The 16,221-nt window shown below is 54.6% G+C and carries 14 protein-coding genes; 4 read left to right on the top strand and 10 right to left on the bottom strand.

The genetic code is table 11. From position 1 onward, the window contains the following. The 4 genes from mzrA to P0H77_RS19560 all read right to left on the bottom strand — a co-directional run bounded on the left by mzrA (position 1) and on the right by P0H77_RS19560 (position 3,593). A complete protein-coding gene (gene mzrA, locus P0H77_RS19575) occupies positions 1–384 on the bottom strand; it encodes an EnvZ/OmpR regulon moderator MzrA (RefSeq protein ID WP_276158875.1) in 384 nt (127 codons plus the stop codon). Next, entirely contained in the window at positions 384–1,052 is a 669-nt protein-coding gene (gene yqjA / locus P0H77_RS19570; RefSeq protein WP_276158874.1) for a DedA family general envelope maintenance protein YqjA, read from the bottom strand. Before yqjA ends, mzrA begins: the two co-directional genes overlap by 1 nt. Before the next feature lie 336 nt (positions 1,053–1,388). Beyond that, positions 1,389–2,165 carry a transcriptional regulator ExuR gene (exuR, locus tag P0H77_RS19565; protein ID WP_276158873.1) on the bottom strand — a complete coding sequence of 259 codons (777 nt, stop codon included), beginning with the start codon at positions 2,163–2,165 and terminating at the stop codon, positions 1,389–1,391. Positions 2,166–2,291: 126 nt separating this feature from the next. Beyond that, complete coding sequence (locus tag P0H77_RS19560; protein ID WP_276158872.1) at positions 2,292–3,593, bottom strand: MFS transporter; 1,302 nt, start codon at positions 3,591–3,593, stop codon at positions 2,292–2,294. Between the two features lie 474 nt (positions 3,594–4,067). Between P0H77_RS19560 and uxaC the strand changes: the two genes are divergently transcribed. From uxaC to P0H77_RS19545, 3 genes are all read left to right on the top strand, one after another. Next, positions 4,068–5,480 carry a glucuronate isomerase gene (gene uxaC, locus P0H77_RS19555; protein ID WP_276158871.1) on the top strand — a complete coding sequence of 471 codons (1,413 nt, stop codon included), beginning with the start codon at positions 4,068–4,070 and terminating at the stop codon, positions 5,478–5,480. 18 nt (positions 5,481–5,498) lie between these two features. Next, on the top strand, positions 5,499–6,986 hold the full coding sequence (locus P0H77_RS19550; protein WP_276158870.1) for an altronate dehydratase family protein: 1,488 nt from the start codon (positions 5,499–5,501) through the stop codon (positions 6,984–6,986). 81 nt (positions 6,987–7,067) lie between these two features. Next, complete coding sequence (locus tag P0H77_RS19545; RefSeq protein WP_176919894.1) at positions 7,068–7,622, top strand: YgjV family protein; 555 nt, start codon at positions 7,068–7,070, stop codon at positions 7,620–7,622. Between the two features lie 16 nt (positions 7,623–7,638). On the opposite strand, the gene sstT is transcribed toward P0H77_RS19545, so the two are convergent. From sstT to P0H77_RS19520, 5 genes are all read right to left on the bottom strand, one after another. After that, positions 7,639–8,883, bottom strand: coding sequence for a serine/threonine transporter SstT (gene sstT, locus P0H77_RS19540; RefSeq protein ID WP_276158869.1), 1,245 nt, complete (start codon positions 8,881–8,883; stop codon positions 7,639–7,641). A 258-nt stretch (positions 8,884–9,141) separates the two neighbouring features. Next, on the bottom strand, positions 9,142–10,110 hold the full coding sequence (locus P0H77_RS19535; RefSeq protein ID WP_276158868.1) for a TerC family protein: 969 nt from the start codon (positions 10,108–10,110) through the stop codon (positions 9,142–9,144). Positions 10,111–10,497: 387 nt separating this feature from the next. Continuing rightward, a complete protein-coding gene (locus P0H77_RS19530; RefSeq protein ID WP_276158867.1) occupies positions 10,498–11,496 on the bottom strand; it encodes a Gfo/Idh/MocA family oxidoreductase in 999 nt (332 codons plus the stop codon). A gap of 100 nt (positions 11,497–11,596) precedes the next feature. Then, a complete protein-coding gene (locus P0H77_RS19525; protein WP_346429440.1) occupies positions 11,597–12,289 on the bottom strand; it encodes an ElyC/SanA/YdcF family protein in 693 nt (230 codons plus the stop codon). Between the two features lie 89 nt (positions 12,290–12,378). Then, the gene (locus P0H77_RS19520) at positions 12,379–12,870 is read right to left on the bottom strand and encodes a M48 family metallopeptidase (RefSeq protein WP_276158866.1); all 492 of its coding nucleotides are present in this window, start codon (positions 12,868–12,870) and stop codon (positions 12,379–12,381) included. 85 nt (positions 12,871–12,955) lie between these two features. Here P0H77_RS19520 and rlmG point away from each other — a divergent pair, with 85 nt between their 5' ends. Beyond that, positions 12,956–14,092: a 23S rRNA (guanine(1835)-N(2))-methyltransferase RlmG gene (gene rlmG / locus P0H77_RS19515; RefSeq protein WP_276158865.1), complete on the top strand. Its 1,137-nt coding sequence runs from the start codon at positions 12,956–12,958 to the stop codon at positions 14,090–14,092. Here rlmG and P0H77_RS19510 read toward each other — a convergent pair. Continuing rightward, a complete protein-coding gene (locus tag P0H77_RS19510; RefSeq protein ID WP_276158864.1) occupies positions 14,089–16,107 on the bottom strand; it encodes an NADPH-dependent 2,4-dienoyl-CoA reductase in 2,019 nt (672 codons plus the stop codon). The genes rlmG and P0H77_RS19510 overlap by 4 nt on opposite strands. Positions 16,108–16,221 lie beyond the last annotated feature (114 nt).

The following is a 16,221-nucleotide window of genomic DNA, read 5'->3' as shown; positions in this document are numbered from 1 at the left end:
TTAGCCGAATCGACGAGAGGTATCCCGCAGACGGGTGAGCCACATTGTCGCCTGATCGTCTTCATCCTGCTGTGCGATGATGTACCCGTGGGGGAGCGAACGGTCGAGCACTTCTTTCGCTGCGGCGCTCTGGGCGCTGGAATCAAACTTGATAAGCAGGGTATCTGCATGCGGGGTGATGCTCTTGAAACGAATGCCGTTGGCATCAAGCTGATGCCAGACGGAGAAACCGTCAGGGACGCTAACGCCCTGACTTGACGGTCGAATAGCCAGCGTTGATTCATGGCGCTGAAGCGTAACCCCTGCATAAAACAAGCAGGTAAACAGGGTCAGCGCACCAAGACTCCAGGTGAGTCGACGCAGTAGCGAATGTTTAATTGCCATCACTTGTCCTCAATCTCCCGGTGTTTCTTCTTCCAGAGAACCACCAGCGAGCCGATCAGGCCAAATACCAGCAGCACCACCGGCAGCAGCATCAGGCAGGACATGAGCTTATCTTCGTACTTGAGAAAGACCGGGGTCTTACCCAGCAGATAGCCCAGCGTTGTCAAAATAAGTACCCACAGCAGGCCGCTAACCCAGTTGAAAAACTGGAAGCGGGCGCTGCTGAGGCCAGAAATTCCGGCGATGGTTGGCAGCAGCGTACGAACAAATGCGATAAAGCGGCCAATCAGCAGCGCGGAAAGCCCGTGCTTATGAAAAAGATGGTGCGCCCGCTGATGATAGTGCGCAGGCAGGTGCGATAACCATTTTTGCACCAGTCGGGTATTACCCAGCCAGCGCCCCTGAATATAACTAAGCCAGCAACCAAGGCTTGCCGCCATGGTCAACAAAATAATGGTTTGCGGATAGCCCATTGCGCCTTTGGCAATCAGGACACCGACCAGCACCAGCAAGCTATCCCCCGGCAGAAAAGCCGCAGGTAGTAATCCATTCTCAAGAAACAGGATCACAAACAAAACAAAATACAGCATGCCAATCATGGATGGATTCGCCAGCGTTTCATAATCCTGGCTCCAGAGGGCATGCATCAACTGAGTAAAAAGTTCCATTCAATATTCCTGGTACATCGGTTAACGTCGCGACGGAACGCGGTTTAACTACAGGGCGACCTTTTATTTATCGTAAGCGTGGCCGCAACAAACCCGTTCAGACGATTCCTTGTCGTTGAGCGAGGTGAGCAATAACTCACTCACTAAAGTGCAAAATGCATCTAATTGTAACAAAGGTGCGGAAATTCGTCACAGTAATTGCAGTGCTTTGAGGTTTGATTTTGCTTGCTGGAACCGATTCAGGCGAGGAGTTTTACACTCTCTGACACAATAAGTGCTTTGCTTACCAGAAACAGGCGCGGCAGGCCGGAAATGACCGGCCGGGCGTGAAGAGGATTATTTGGTGCTGGCGAGCGCGGTATCGAGATGGACCACCGGATTTTCAGCGAAAAGATAACGGTCGGCGTTAAATTCAAAGTCGTCGCTGGTTTCGTTAAACAGCATCTGCTTGGTGTTCTCAAGATGCTGCCACATCGCCAGTTTTGCCGCGTGCGGATCTTTACGGATCAGCGCCTTGAGGATTTGATCGTGATCGTCACACCAGTTATCCACGGTGCGCAGATCGATATGGTCGTGCAGTTTTTTCCAGTACGGATTATGCACGCGCTGGGTCCACATCTTCTCGACGATGGCCGCCAGCGCCGAGTTCTGCGTGGCGAGCGCTACCTGAACGTGGAACTGGAGATCCCATTCGGAGTCGCGGAAGCATTTCTCTTTACGCGCCATCTCCTGAATTTCCATCAGCTTCATGATGTCCTGTTTCGTCACCTGGGTGGCGGCGAATTCAGCAATGTTACTTTCAATCAGCTGACGCGCCTGTAGCAGTTCGAAAGGACCGTAGTTGGCAAATTCCTGGGTTTCGTCGGGAATGTGATAGTGCTTTGCCTGATTAGAGATGACATGGATACCGGAGCCTTTGCGGACCTCAACGTAGCCTTCTACCTCCAGCATAATGATGGCTTCACGCACCACCGTGCGGCTGACATTTTTTTCATCGGCAATGAAACGCTCAGCGGGCAGTTTATCGCCCACTAAATAGACACCCTGCTCAATGCGCTGCTTAAGGTCGGCGGCAAGCTGTTGGTACAGACGACGTGTTTCGGTAATTTCCATTTGTGCTCCGGACGGAATAAGGCACCTTTATTTGTTATACCACTTTTACGCTTCTGGCACCACTACGCGACAAAAAAGCCGCCCTTTACAGGCGGCTTCTGTGGTTTATATCAGGAGCAAAAATAATCAGTTCTGCGTCGCCGGATCGTTCCTCGGCGGCGACTGAACAATCTCGGCGGCCGGTTTATTTTTCAATACCGTCCAGATGACCAGCGCACCGAGAAGATCGAACACCGCCAGCACAGCGAACAGCGGGCTGAAGCCGATAGTATCTGCCAGGGCACCGACCACCAGCGCAAACATGGTACTTGCCATCCATGCCGCCATCCCGGTCAGACCGTTTGCCGTCGCCACTTCGTTACGACCAAAAACATCGGAAGACAGGGTAATCAGCGCGCCGGACAGTGACTGGTGAGCAAAACCACCGATACACAGCAGGCCAATCGCCACATACGGGCTGGTGAACAGACCAATCATGCCTGGGCCAATCATCAGCAGCGCGCCCATGGTAACCACCATTTTACGCGATACAATCAGGTTCACGCCAAACCAGCGCTGGAACAGCGGCGGCAGGTAGCCCCCGACAATACAGCCGAGGTCAGCAAACAGCATCGGCATCCAGGCAAACATGGCGATCTCTTTCAGGTTAAAGCCGTAGACTTTAAACATGAACAGCGGGATCCACGCGTTGAATGTGCCCCATGCGGGTTCCGCCAGGAAACGCGGCAGGGCGATACCCCAGAATTGACGGGTGCCGAGTATCTGCCAGACGGACATTTTTTTGCCGTTATTGGTCTGATGCTGGGCTTCCTGGCCGCCAATAATGTATTCGCGTTCTTCTTCGGTTAATTTTTTCTGATCGCGTGGGTGTTTGTAGAAAATCAGCCACGCCATTGCCCAGACAAAGCTCAGTACGCCCGAAATAATGAACGCCATCTGCCAGCTATGCATCACAATAGCCCACACCACCAGCGGCGGAGCGATCATCGCACCGATGGAAGAACCAACGTTGAAGTAGCCAACGGCAATAGAACGTTCTTTTGCCGGGAACCATTCAGAACTGGCTTTCAGACCGGCAGGGATCATCGCCGCTTCCGCCGCACCTACCGCGCCGCGCGCCAGCGCCAGGCCGCCCCAGCTGCCTGCCAGCGCTGTCGCGCCGCAGAAAACTGCCCAGGCGATAGCAAAGAAGGCATAACCGATTTTGGTGCCCAGAATATCCAGCACATAACCCGCTACCGGCTGCATCACGGTATACGCTGCTGAATAGGCCGCGATAATGTAAGAGTATTGCTGCGTGGAAATATGCAGCTCTTCCATTAATGTTGGTGCGGCCGCCGCCACGGTATTACGCGTCAGGTAGCCCAGGACGGTGCCCAGAGTCACCAGGGCGATCATATACCAACGTAAACCTTTAATTTTACGCATTTAAAACCTCTTCGTTATGGTATGTCCGCGTTTGACGCGGTCACATCTCGGTCATTGTTCCGGGATGTGCTAGTAACGGAGAGTCGTAGCGGGATAACAAACCGGTACGACCTGCTCCTTGCTATGTAAAGACTTCATAAGTCATCGGCGTCCATACCGGTAAATCTGATGAACAAATCATCATGAATGCATTCATTGACGCTATGTGTTGCGACGGCAGAAAGATAACTTGTCATACAACTTTAAAAGGTGAGTGCCGTCACAAATGTGTGAATCTTTGTAAGGATATTGATTTGCTCCATAAAATGCTTTTTAAACAACAAGTTGACATTGATTTACTCCCCAGGGAGTAGTTTTTTTATCCTTTTTTATTGATCTAACTCACGAAAATATGCTCGGACTGTAGAAATTGGTGTGATAACTTTGTCAGCATTGAACATATGCATCAGACGCACTCTCTGAGAGGAAGATGAAATGACCCCGTTTATGACCGAAGATTTCCTGCTGGATACCGAATTTGCCCGCCGTCTGTACCACGACTACGCGAAAGACCAGCCGATTTTTGACTTCCACTGCCATCTGCCGCCGCAGCAGATCGCGGAGAACTACCGTTTTAAAAACCTGTATGATATCTGGCTGAAAGGTGACCATTACAAATGGCGCGCGATGCGCACTAACGGTGTCGCAGAACGCCTGTGTACTGGCGATGCCAGCGATCGTGAGAAGTTTGACGCCTGGGCCGCTACGGTGCCGCACACTATCGGCAACCCGTTATACCACTGGACGCATCTGGAGCTTCGCCGCCCGTTTGGTATTACAGGTAAGCTGCTTTCACCATCTACTGCGGATGAAATCTGGGAACGTGGGAATGAACTGCTGGCGCAGGATAAATTCTCTGCCCGTGGGATCATGCAGCAGATGAATGTGAAGATGGTCGGCACCACCGACGATCCGATTGATTCTCTGGAGCATCACGCCAGCGTCGCCAAAGACACCAGTTTCACGGTTAAGGTGCTGCCGAGCTGGCGTCCTGACAAAGCGTTCAATATTGAACAGGCGACGTTCAATGATTACATGGCGAAGCTGGGTGAAGTCTCCGATACCGACATCCGTCGCTTCAGCGATCTGCAAACCGCGTTGACCAAACGTCTGGATCACTTTGCCGCTCACGGCTGTAAAGTCTCCGATCATGCGCTGGACGTGGTGCTGTTTGCGGAAGCGAACGAGAGCGAGCTGGACAGCATTCTGGCGCGCCGTCTCTCCGGCGAAACCCTGAGCGAGCATCACGTTGCCCAGTTTAAAACCGCCGTACTGGTGTTCCTCGGCGCGGAATATGCCCGTCGCGGCTGGGTACAGCAGTACCATATCGGTGCACTGCGCAATAACAACCTGCGCCAGTTCAAACTGCTGGGGCCGGACGTGGGCTTTGACTCCATCAATGACCGTCCGCTGGCGGAAGAGCTGTCTAAACTGCTGAGCAAACAGAACGAGCAGAACCTGCTGCCGAAAACCATTCTGTACTGCCTGAACCCGCGCGATAACGAAGTGCTGGGCACCATGATCGGCAACTTCCAGGGCGAAGGGATGCCGGGCAAAATGCAGTTCGGTTCCGGCTGGTGGTTTAACGATCAGAAAGACGGCATGGAACGTCAGATGACCCAACTGGCGCAGCTTGGCCTGTTAAGCCGCTTCGTGGGCATGCTGACCGACAGCCGCAGCTTCCTCTCATACACCCGTCATGAATATTTCCGTCGCATCCTGTGCCAGATGATAGGTCGCTGGGTAGAAGCAGGCGAAGCGCCGGCAGATATTCAGCTGCTGGGCGAGATGGTGAAAAATATCTGCTTTAACAATGCGCGTGACTACTTCGCCATTGAACTGAACTAAGCCTTGAGGTTGGTTGATATGCAATACATTAAGATCCATTCGCAGGACAACGTCGCTGTCGCGCTGGCTGACCTGGAAAACGGCACCGAAGTGACCGTTGACGGTCAAACCGTCACGCTGCGTCAGGACGTGGTGCGCGGGCACAAATTTGCCCTTAGCGCCATTGCGAAAGGGGAAAACGTCACAAAATATGGTCTGCCTATTGGTCATGCGCTGACGGATATTGCGCCAGGGGAACACATTCACGCCCATAACACGCGCACTAACCTCAGCGATCTGGACGAGTATCGCTATCAACCTGATTTTCAGGCTGAAGAAGTACAGCCTGCGGATCGTGAAGTTCAGATTTACCGTCGCGCCAACGGTGACGTTGGCGTGCGTAACGAGCTGTGGATCCTGCCGACCGTCGGTTGCGTTAACGGCATTGCCCGGCAGATCCAGAACCGTTTCCTGAAAGAGACCAACGATGCGGAAGGCACCGACGGCGTTTTCCTCTTCAGCCATACCTACGGCTGTTCGCAACTGGGCGACGATCACATCAACACCCGCACCATGCTGCAAAACATGGTGCGTCACCCGAATGCGGGCGCGGTGCTGGTGGTTGGTCTCGGCTGTGAAAACAACCAGGTCGATGTGTTCCGCGAAACGCTGGGTGATTTCGACCCTGAGCGCGTGCATTTTATGGTCCTGCAACATCAGGAAGATGAAATTGAAGCGGGCCTGGAGCATCTGCATCAGCTTTACGAGGTGATGCGCCACGACAAGCGCGAGCCGGGCAGGCTGGGTGAGCTGAAATTTGGTCTGGAGTGCGGCGGTTCAGACGGCCTTTCCGGGATCACTGCCAACCCGATGCTGGGACGCTTCTCGGATTATGTGATTGCCAACGGCGGGACGACCGTGCTGACCGAAGTACCGGAGATGTTCGGCGCTGAGCAACTGCTGATGAGCCACTGCCGTGACGAAGAGACGTTTGAAAAGCTGGTGACGATGGTCAACGATTTCAAACAGTATTTCATCGCCCATAATCAGCCGATTTACGAAAACCCGTCGCCGGGTAACAAAGCGGGCGGCATCACGACGCTTGAGGATAAATCGCTGGGCTGCACGCAGAAAGCCGGTTCCAGCCAGGTGGTTGACGTGCTGCGCTACGGTGAACGTCTGAAAACTCACGGTCTTAATCTGCTGAGTGCGCCGGGCAACGATGCCGTAGCCACCAGCGCGCTGGCCGGGGCAGGGTGCCATATGGTGCTGTTCAGTACCGGTCGCGGCACGCCTTACGGTGGATTTGTCCCGACGGTAAAAATCGCTACCAACAGTGAACTGGCGGCGAAGAAAAAGCACTGGATTGATTTCGACGCCGGACAGCTTATTCATGGCAAAGCTATGCCGCAGTTACTGAGCGAATTCGTCGATACCATCGTCGACATTGCCAGCGGCAAAAAAGCCTGTAACGAGCGCAACGATTTCCGCGAACTGGCGATATTCAAAAGTGGCGTAACGCTGTAATTATTTGTAGTTAGCATTTTAAAACGGCGTTTCATATAATGAAGCGCCGTTTTCTTTTCTCTATCCGCTAAGGATGTTGTCATGACCGCGTATTGGCTGGCCCAAGGCGTCGGCGTCATCGCCTTTCTGATTGGTATCACCACCTTTATCAACCGTGACGAGCGGCGTTTCAAGCTTCAGCTCGCCGTCTACAGTTCGGTCATTGGGCTGCACTTTTTCCTGATGGGCGCTTACCCGGCGGGCATGAGCGCAGAACTGAACGCTATCCGCACCGTCATCTCCCTGCGCACCCGCAGACTCTGGGTGATGAGCGTGTTTATTGCCCTGACCCTGATCCTCGGCTTCAGCAAACTGCATCATGCGATGGAACTCCTGCCGATTATCGGCACCACCGTCAGTACCTGGGCGCTGTTCCGCTGCAAAGGATTGACCACCCGCTGCGTGATGTGGTGCTCAACCGCCTGCTGGGTCGCGCATAACTTCTGGCTCGGATCGATTGGCGGCACGCTGATTGAAGGCAGTTTCTTGATTATGAACGGGCTGAACATCATTCGTTTCTGGCGGATGCAGAAACGCGGTATCGATCCGTTTAAGATTGAAAAACGCGTACAGGAAGAAAGCCCCTCCGCCCGGTGACGGAGAGGCTGCGTTATTAACTGCGCAGGGCGTTGTTCGCCAGACGTTCGTCTTCCGCCTGGCAGGCCGCCGCGGTGAACAGCACGTCGGTAGAGGAGTTCAGCGCCGTTTCACAGGAATCCTGCAGGACACCGATAATAAACCCGACGGCCACTACCTGCATGGCGATATCATTGGGGATGCCAAACATATTGCACGCCAGTGGAATGAGCAGCAAAGAGCCGCCCGCCACGCCGGATGCTCCGCAGGCGCACAGGGACGCCACCACGCTCAGCAACAATGCAGTCGGCAGATCCACCGGCACACCCAGCGTGCTGACTGCCGCCAGGGTTAACACCGTAATGGTGATCGCCGCGCCTGCCATGTTAATGGTTGCGCCCAGCGGAATAGAGACGGAATAGGTATCGCGGTCCAGATTCAGCTTCTCGCACAGCGCCATATTGACCGGAATATTGGCGGCAGAGCTGCGGGTAAAGAAGGCGTAAACGCCGCTTTCACGCAGGCAGGCAAAGACCAGCGGGTAGGGGTTACGCCGAATTTTCCAGAACACCAGCAGAGGGTTAATCACCAGCGCCACCAGCAGCATACAGCTGATCAGCACCACCAGCAGGTGCGCGTAGCCCCACAGCGTTGCAAAACCGGTGGTGGCCAGGGTTGATGAAACCAGACCAAAAATCCCAATCGGCGCAAAACGAATAACCAGACGTACCATAAAGGTGACGGCGCTGGACATATCATTGACCAGATTTTTGGTGGTCTCGTTACCGTGACGCAGGGCAAAACCCAGGCCAACCGCCCAGACAAGAATGCCGATATAGTTTGCGTTAAGCAGGGCATCGATCGGATTCGCGACCATGCTCAGCAACAAGCCGCGCAGTACTTCCACGATACCAGACGGCGGCACAATATCATTGGCGCTGCTGGTCAGGTGCAACGTTGATGGGAAAGCGAAACTGAATACCACGGCGACCAGCGCGGCGGAGAAGGTCCCCAGCAGGTAGAGGAACAAAATCGGGCGAATCGAGGTTTTTTGCCCGTGCTGATGATTGGCAATGGATGCCATGACCAGCATTAATACCAGCACTGGCGCGACGGCCTTAAGCGCGCCGACGAACAGCGTGCCCAGTAAACCGACGGCAATCGCCGCTGGCGTTGAAATCCACGCCAGTAAAATACCCAGCACAAGACCTACTAAAATTTGCTTAACCAGGCTCCCTTGAGCTAAACGCTGGAATAGCCCCGGAGTACGTTGCGTCGTCATTTCTTGATCCTTTCATTATGTTGTTGCTCATCCTTTGTGCGCTCTGATGGCGCATCTTTCAGGATGTAACAAAGTGTTTGCCTGGTCGAGTATAAGGAAAGAACAATGTTCGGGAAGCGAAATATGCTGGATTTTATGAGCGGATCATATTTTATAACTTTTATTTAACAATAATGTGACATATTAAACAAAAAGCCCGGACAAATTCTGCCGGGCGTGAAATTCATATCGCCTGATGCTCCTTAGTTAAACAGCCCGCTATCGCATGAGCTGTTTCTTATCGTGCTGGCGGTTTACCCACACATTAACCAGCAGCGTGACCACCAGAACGCCGAACACGATACCCAGCGAGACCGCAATCGGGATATGGTAAAAGTCGACGATCAGCATCTTGATACCGATAAATACCAGAATGATCGACAGCCCGTATTTCAGCATTGAGAAGCGTTCCGCCACGCCCGCCAGCAGGAAGTACATCGCGCGCAGGCCGAGGATCGCGAACAGGTTTGAGGTCAGGACAATAAAGGGATCGGTGGTGACCGCGAAGATAGCCGGGATGCTATCGACTGCGAAAATCACGTCACTGAGTTCGACCATAATCAGCACCAGCAGCAGCGGCGTGGCAAACAGCAGACCGTTTTTGCGCACGAAGAAATGCTCGCTCTCGATTTTATCCGTCATGCGTAAATGGCTGCGTAGCCAGCGCACCATCGGTTTTTCGCCGATACCGCTTTCGTCTTCTTTCGCCAGCGCCATTTTGATCCCGGTAAACAGCAGAAAGGCACCGAAGACGTACAGCAGCCAGTCAAACTGAGCGATCAGCCAGCTGCCAGCGAAGATCATGATGGTACGCAGGACGATCGCCCCGAGAACGCCGTAGATCAGCACGCGACGCTGTAGCGCGGCGGGCACGGCAAAATAGCTGAACAGCATCAGCCAGACGAAGACGTTATCCACCGCCAGGGCTTTTTCGATCAGGTACCCGGTAAGAAACGCCAGCGCCTGCGGATCGGCAACGGCACGCCCTTGCGTAGTGGCGAGATACCACCAGAACGCGGCATTAAACAGCAGGGAAAGAGTGACCCAGACCAGAGACCAGACGGCGGCCTGTTTCATTGACATGGTGTGCGCGCCGCGCCGCCCCTGTAACAGGAGATCGATGGCCAGCATAATCACCACGACAACCGCGAATCCGCCCCATAACAACGGTGTGCCGACAGTATTCATAGAGCAACTCCTTACGCATAAAAACAAAAACGGCTGAGGTCAGAAGACGTCAGCCGCTGCGCGTTTATGCATAGACCTCGCCTTCCGGCAAGGTCTCACTTACAACTTCAGCCTGCGCTGTTTGCCTGCCCGATGGCGCTATGCTTATCGGACCTACGTAATAGAGACCGGCTGGCGCTATGCCTGGCGGATCTGCGTTTTGTAGGCCGGATAAGCGAAGCGCCATCCGGCAGACGTCAGCGCAACATAAGTTGCCCGGTGACCGGATACGGATTTCCGCATCGTAATGACGATCTACCGGCAATGAAGTTACTCCCCTTTGCAGGTAACAAATTATGACAGAGCATTCACCTGGTCAATGCCTTGCCACCTGCCTTTTACACAGTTTTACGCGGTCGCCTGCGCATTGATATCATCCGCCGGAAAGACAACCCCGGTCTGACGACGGATTTCCGTCTGCAATGTCGATGTGGTTCGACTGACCGCCAGCCCCGGATGATTCACCTCACCGGTCTCCACCAGGCGCGCAAAAACTTCAGCCTCGTACAGCATGGTATTGATGTGCTGCGGCTGCGTCAGATCCTGCGCTTTGCCACCGCGCGGTACAAATGCCACGTTCTGACACTCGGAGATTTTTTCGATCACCAGCGATCCATTTTCGCCCTGAATTTCGCTCGCCAGCACAGAGTCACTCACCTTTGAATGATGCAGCGTGACGTCAAAATCACCGTAGTTCATGACCACCGTACCGTGGGCATCCACGCCGCTTTCCAGCAGACTGGCCGACGCCTGAACGCTGTGCGGTTCGCCCCACAGCGCGACCGCTGACGCCAGACAGTAAAAACCGATATCCATAATCGATCCGTTAGAAAACGCCGGATTAAAGGTATTCGGGTTCTCACCGTCCAGGTAGCGCTGGTAGCGGGAAGAGTACTGACAGTAGTTAATAAACGCCTTGCGGATTTTGCCCAGTTTCGGCAGCGACTGTTGCAGCAGCAGGAAGTTAGGCAGGCTGGCGGTTTTGAACGCTTCAAACAGCACCACCTGGTTCTCCCGCGCCACGGCGATAGCTTCCTCCACTTCACGCAGATTAGACGCCAGCGGCTTTTCACAAATGACGTGTTTTTTGTGGCTGAGGAATAAGCGCGTTTGCGGGAAGTGCAGGGAGTTTGGGCTGGCGATATACACCGCGTCAAAAGCGTCGCTGTTCGCCATTTCTTCCAGCGAGGTAAACAGGTGATCCACCGGATAATCACTGGCGAAATGCTGCGCCTGCTCAAGGCTGCGCGAGTAAACCGCGGTTAACGTGTATTTACCGGTTTCATGGGCGGCATCGACAAACTGACGGGTGATCCAGTTTGTGCCAATGACTGCGAAACGTATCATAAACGAATATGTACTCCATTGTGAGAACCTGCCGCCAATGTAGCATGGCGACATGACAAAACGAGTGCGCCATAGCGCATAACGTTATATCCATCCCGATTTACTGGACGGGACAGCCGCTTTTAGCGTCGGAACCAATCGTGACGGTTGGACCAAGATATTTTGGCTGGCGGTGCAATATGTTGGCATCCAGTACCGCGCTGACTCGCGCCAGTTTCTCCCGCATTTGGGTATATCTGCCGTGCCTGTCGGTTAAATCCTTCGCGTTAAAGACAATGGCATCAATACCATACTGCTGCGCCAGCCAAATCGCCCGCTGGTTATGAAACTGCTGGGAGACAACGATAAAACGATTTTCACCGAAAACTTTTTGCGTGCGGACAACGGAGTCGAGTGTAGAGAAACCAGCGTAATCGCAGTAGATCGCTTCTGAAGGAACGCCTTTCGCGAGCAGTGCCTTACGCATCGCAGAAGGTTCGTCATAATGTACTTTGCCGTTATCGCCGCTTACCAGCAGCCATTTGACCTTACCCGCTTTATAGAGCTCGGCAGCGGCGTCAATACGTCGGGTAAAGTAGCGGTTGCCGGGCTTTGCGCCGAGCACCAGCGCCAGTTTACGGGCAGGAAGGTTGTCAACCCGATCGTAAAGCCGCCCCTGCGTGGAGGCGATCATCGTGTGACTGGCGTAAAGCATCAGCCCTGCCGCCGCGATGATCGCCAGCAGCAGCAGAATAAAAAAATAGCGGTTAAAAATAAAATGAGAGAGTGCTGTAGCTATCCGTCTTGCGTGCATTGTTCATTCCTTATGATTCCCTGCGACAAAGAATAAACTGGAATACGCAAAACACACGCAGAAGATTAAAATCAATTCCGTTTTCGGATTCATGGCTGCGCCAGATGCGTCAGCCACAGGCGGGTATCAAACTCCAGCTGGTGATATTGCGGCTCCATATGGCAGCAGAGCTGATAAAACGCTTTGTTATGTTCTTTCTCTTTAAGATGCGCCAGTTCATGCACCACGATCATCCGCAGGAACGCTTGCGGCGCGTTGCGAAACACGGTGGCAACGCGGATTTCGGCTTTGGCTTTCAGCTTTCCACCCTGCACGCGTGAAATCGCCGTATGCAGGCCGAGGGCGTTGTTCAACACGTGGATCTTATTGTCATACATCACTTTATTGATCGGCGGGGCGCTACGCAGATACTGACTTTTCAGATCCTGGGTATATTGCCAGAGCGCTTTGTCGGTCGTGATCTCATGGGTGTCAGGGTAGCGCTTTTGTAGCACCTCGCCGAGCCGCTGTTCAGCAATAAGCGTGCGGACCTGGGAAAGCAGGTTTTCCGGATAGCCCTGTAGATAGTTAAGATTGCTCATCAATGCCCCACGCTGCCAGTAAAAAAGAGTATACTCACGCACCCTTTTAGGGATAACACCGAAATTTTACCATTCTGGAGGGCCGATGAGCCACATAGACAACGGTTTCCGTTCACTGGATCTTAAACGCTTCCCCGAAACGGATGACGTCAACCCGCTGCAGGCGTGGGAAGCGGCGGATGAATATCTGCTGCAACAGTTGGACGATACCGTCATCAGCGGCCCGGTCCTGATCTTTAACGATACCTTTGGCGCGCTGAGCTGCGCGCTGGCGGAACATAAGCCGTTCAGCATTGGTGATTCGTATTTAAGCGAACTCGGTACGCGAGAAAACTTGCGCCACAATGAAATCGAAGAGGGCAACGTTACCTTCCTCGACAGCACCGCGCCATACCCGCAGGCGCCGGGCGTGGTACTGATTAAGATCCCGAAAACGCTGGCCTTACTGGAGCAGCAGCTCCGCGCTCTGCGCCTGGTGGCGACCGCTGAAACGCGGATTATTGCCGGGGCCAAAGCGCGGGATATTCATAACTCCACGCTGGATTTATTCGAAAAAATCCTCGGGCCGACAAAAACCACGCTGGCGTGGAAAAAAGCGCGTCTGATCAACTGTACCTTTACTGCACCAGCCGTGGCCGACGCGCCGCAAACCCTGAACTGGGCGCTGGAAGGCACGCCGTGGACCATCCATAACCACGCTAACGTCTTCTCCCGTACCGGGCTGGATATCGGTGCGCGCTTCTTTATGCAGCATCTGCCGGAAAATCTGGACGGTGAAATTGTCGATCTGGGCTGCGGCAATGGCGTGATTGGCCTGACGCTGCTGGATAAAAACCCCGAAGCAACGGTGGTGTTTGTCGATGAATCGCCGATGGCGGTGGCGTCAAGCCGCCTGAACGTCGAAACCAACATGCCGGATGCGCTGGATCGCTGTGAGTTTATGATCAACAACGCCCTTTCCGGCGTGGAGCCGTTCCGCTTCAACGCCGTACTGTGCAACCCGCCGTTCCACCAGCAGCATGCGCTGACGGATAACATCGCGTGGGAGATGTTCCATCATGCGCGCCGCTGCCTGAAGATCAACGGCATGTTGTATATTGTCGCCAACCGCCATCTCGATTATTTCCACAAGCTGAAAAAGATTTTCGGCAACTGCGAGACCATCGCGACGAACAGCAAGTTTGTGGTGCTGAAAGCGGTGAAACTGGGACGCCGCCGCTAAATCTCCAGCGCCAGCCGGGTGCCCTGCGCAATGGCGCGTCGGGCATCCAGTTCCAGCGCCACGTCGCAGCCGCCGATGAGGTGCACCGTCTTACCCATTGCCCGCAGCGGTTCAGCCAGATCGCGACGCGGCTCCTGCCCGGCGCAGATCACAACATTGTCCACCTTCAGCACCTGCGGTTCACCGCCGATCAGGACGTGTAATCCGTCGTCGTCGATCTTCTGATAACTGACGGACGGGATCATCTTCACGCCGCGCGCCAGCAGGGTGGCGCGGTGGATCCAGCCGGTGGTTTTCCCCAGACCTTCACCCGGTTTACTGGCTTTACGCTGAAGCATCACGATCTGGCGCGGGCTTTTTGGCAACTGCGGACCTTCCGGGCGCAGGCCGCCGATTTGATGCAGACTGGTGTCGATTCCCCATTCGACGCAGAACTCAGCAATGTTCTGGCTGGTGGGATCGCCGGGCTGGCTCAGGTACATTGCAGTGTCAAAGCCGATCCCGCCGCAGCCAATAATCGCCACCCGTTCGCCAACCGGGGCTTTGTCACGCAGTACCTCAAGATAAGTCAGTACCGTCGGGTGATCGATGCCATCGATCGGCGGCATCCGGGGTTCAATGCCGCTGGCGAGGATCACTTCATCAAATACATTAAGCTGCTCTGTTGTGGCGAAATGATTGAGCTCCAGGGCAACGCCAGTTATGTCGATCATCCGTCGGTAATAGCGCAGCGTTTCATAGAATTCTTCTTTGCCGGGGATCTGTTTGGCTACGTTAAACTGACCGCCGATCTCGCCCTGCGCATCAAAGAGCGTCACGCGGTGCCCGCGCGCGGCGGCGTTAACCGCAAAGGCGAGGCCCGCCGGACCCGCGCCGATCACCGCCAGGTTTTTCTTCCTGAGCGCGGGAACGACGGGCATTAACGTCTCATGGCAGGCGCGGGGGTTGACCAGACAGGAGGTGACTTCGCCCGCGAAGATCTGATCCAGACAGGCCTGATTGCAGCCGATGCAGGTGTTGATCTCATTCGCCCGACCGGCCCGGGCTTTGGAGAGGATCGCCGCATCGGCGAGAAACGGGCGCGCCATGGAGACCATATCCGCATCGCCGCGCGTGAGGATCTCTTCTGCCACCTGCGGATCGTTGATACGGTTGGTGGTAATCAGCGGGATCGTGACTTTGCCCTTCAGCTTGCGCGTCACCCAGCTAAACGCCCCGCGTGGCACCGGCGTGGCAATGGTCGGGATACGCGCTTCATGCCAGCCAATACCGGTGTTGATGAGGGTTGCGCCCGCCGCTTCAATTGCCTGCGCTAACTGGATGGTTTCCACCAGCGTGCCGCCGTTTTCCACCAGATCGAGCATCGACAGGCGATAGATAATAATAAACGCCTCGCCGACGCGGGCGCGAACGGCGCGCACCACGTCAACGGCAAAACGCATCCGCCGGGCGTAATCGCCTCCCCATTCGTCATCACGCTGGTTGGTGCGCGCCGCAAGGAATTCGTTAATCAGGTAACCTTCGGAACCCATCACCTCCACACCGTCGTATCCGGCTTCACGCGCCAGAGCGGCGCAGCGGGCAAAATCGTCAATCAGCGCCAGGATCTCGCCATGGGTGAGTTCGCGCGGTGCAAACCGATTAATCGGCGCCTGAAGAGGAGAGGGGGCAACAAGGTGTGGCTGGTAGCTATAGCGTCCGGTGTGCAGGATTTGCAGGGCGATTTTGCCACCTGCCTGGTGGACCGCATCGGTGATCGGGCGGTGGTGCGAAAGCTGGCCGGCATCGGTTAATGCCGCGCCGCCCTGCATCGTCACACCGGAGAGCGCCGGGGCGACGCCGCCGGTGACGATCAGCGCTACCCCGTGGCGGGCGCGTTCGGCATAAAACGCGGCCAGTCTTTCCGGGCCATCAGGACGCTCTTCCAGACCGGTATGCATGGAGCCCATTAATACCCGATTTTTCAGGGTGGTAAAGCCCAGATCGAGCGGAGTGAACAGCGACGGGTAGCTCATAATTGCGTCCAGTATGTAAAATTATTGTTATGTGGTCGGATGAGTTACTAATTTAGCGGGCGCAGCGAAAAAGGGAAAAGATCTGTGTGGTGATTGTGATGGGATTCAAAGATC

Origin of the sequence: Superficieibacter sp. HKU1 (assembly GCF_029319185.1) — a bacterium.
GTDB lineage: Bacteria > Pseudomonadota > Gammaproteobacteria > Enterobacterales > Enterobacteriaceae > Superficieibacter.
This window is presented reverse-complemented; position numbering and strand designations above follow the sequence as displayed.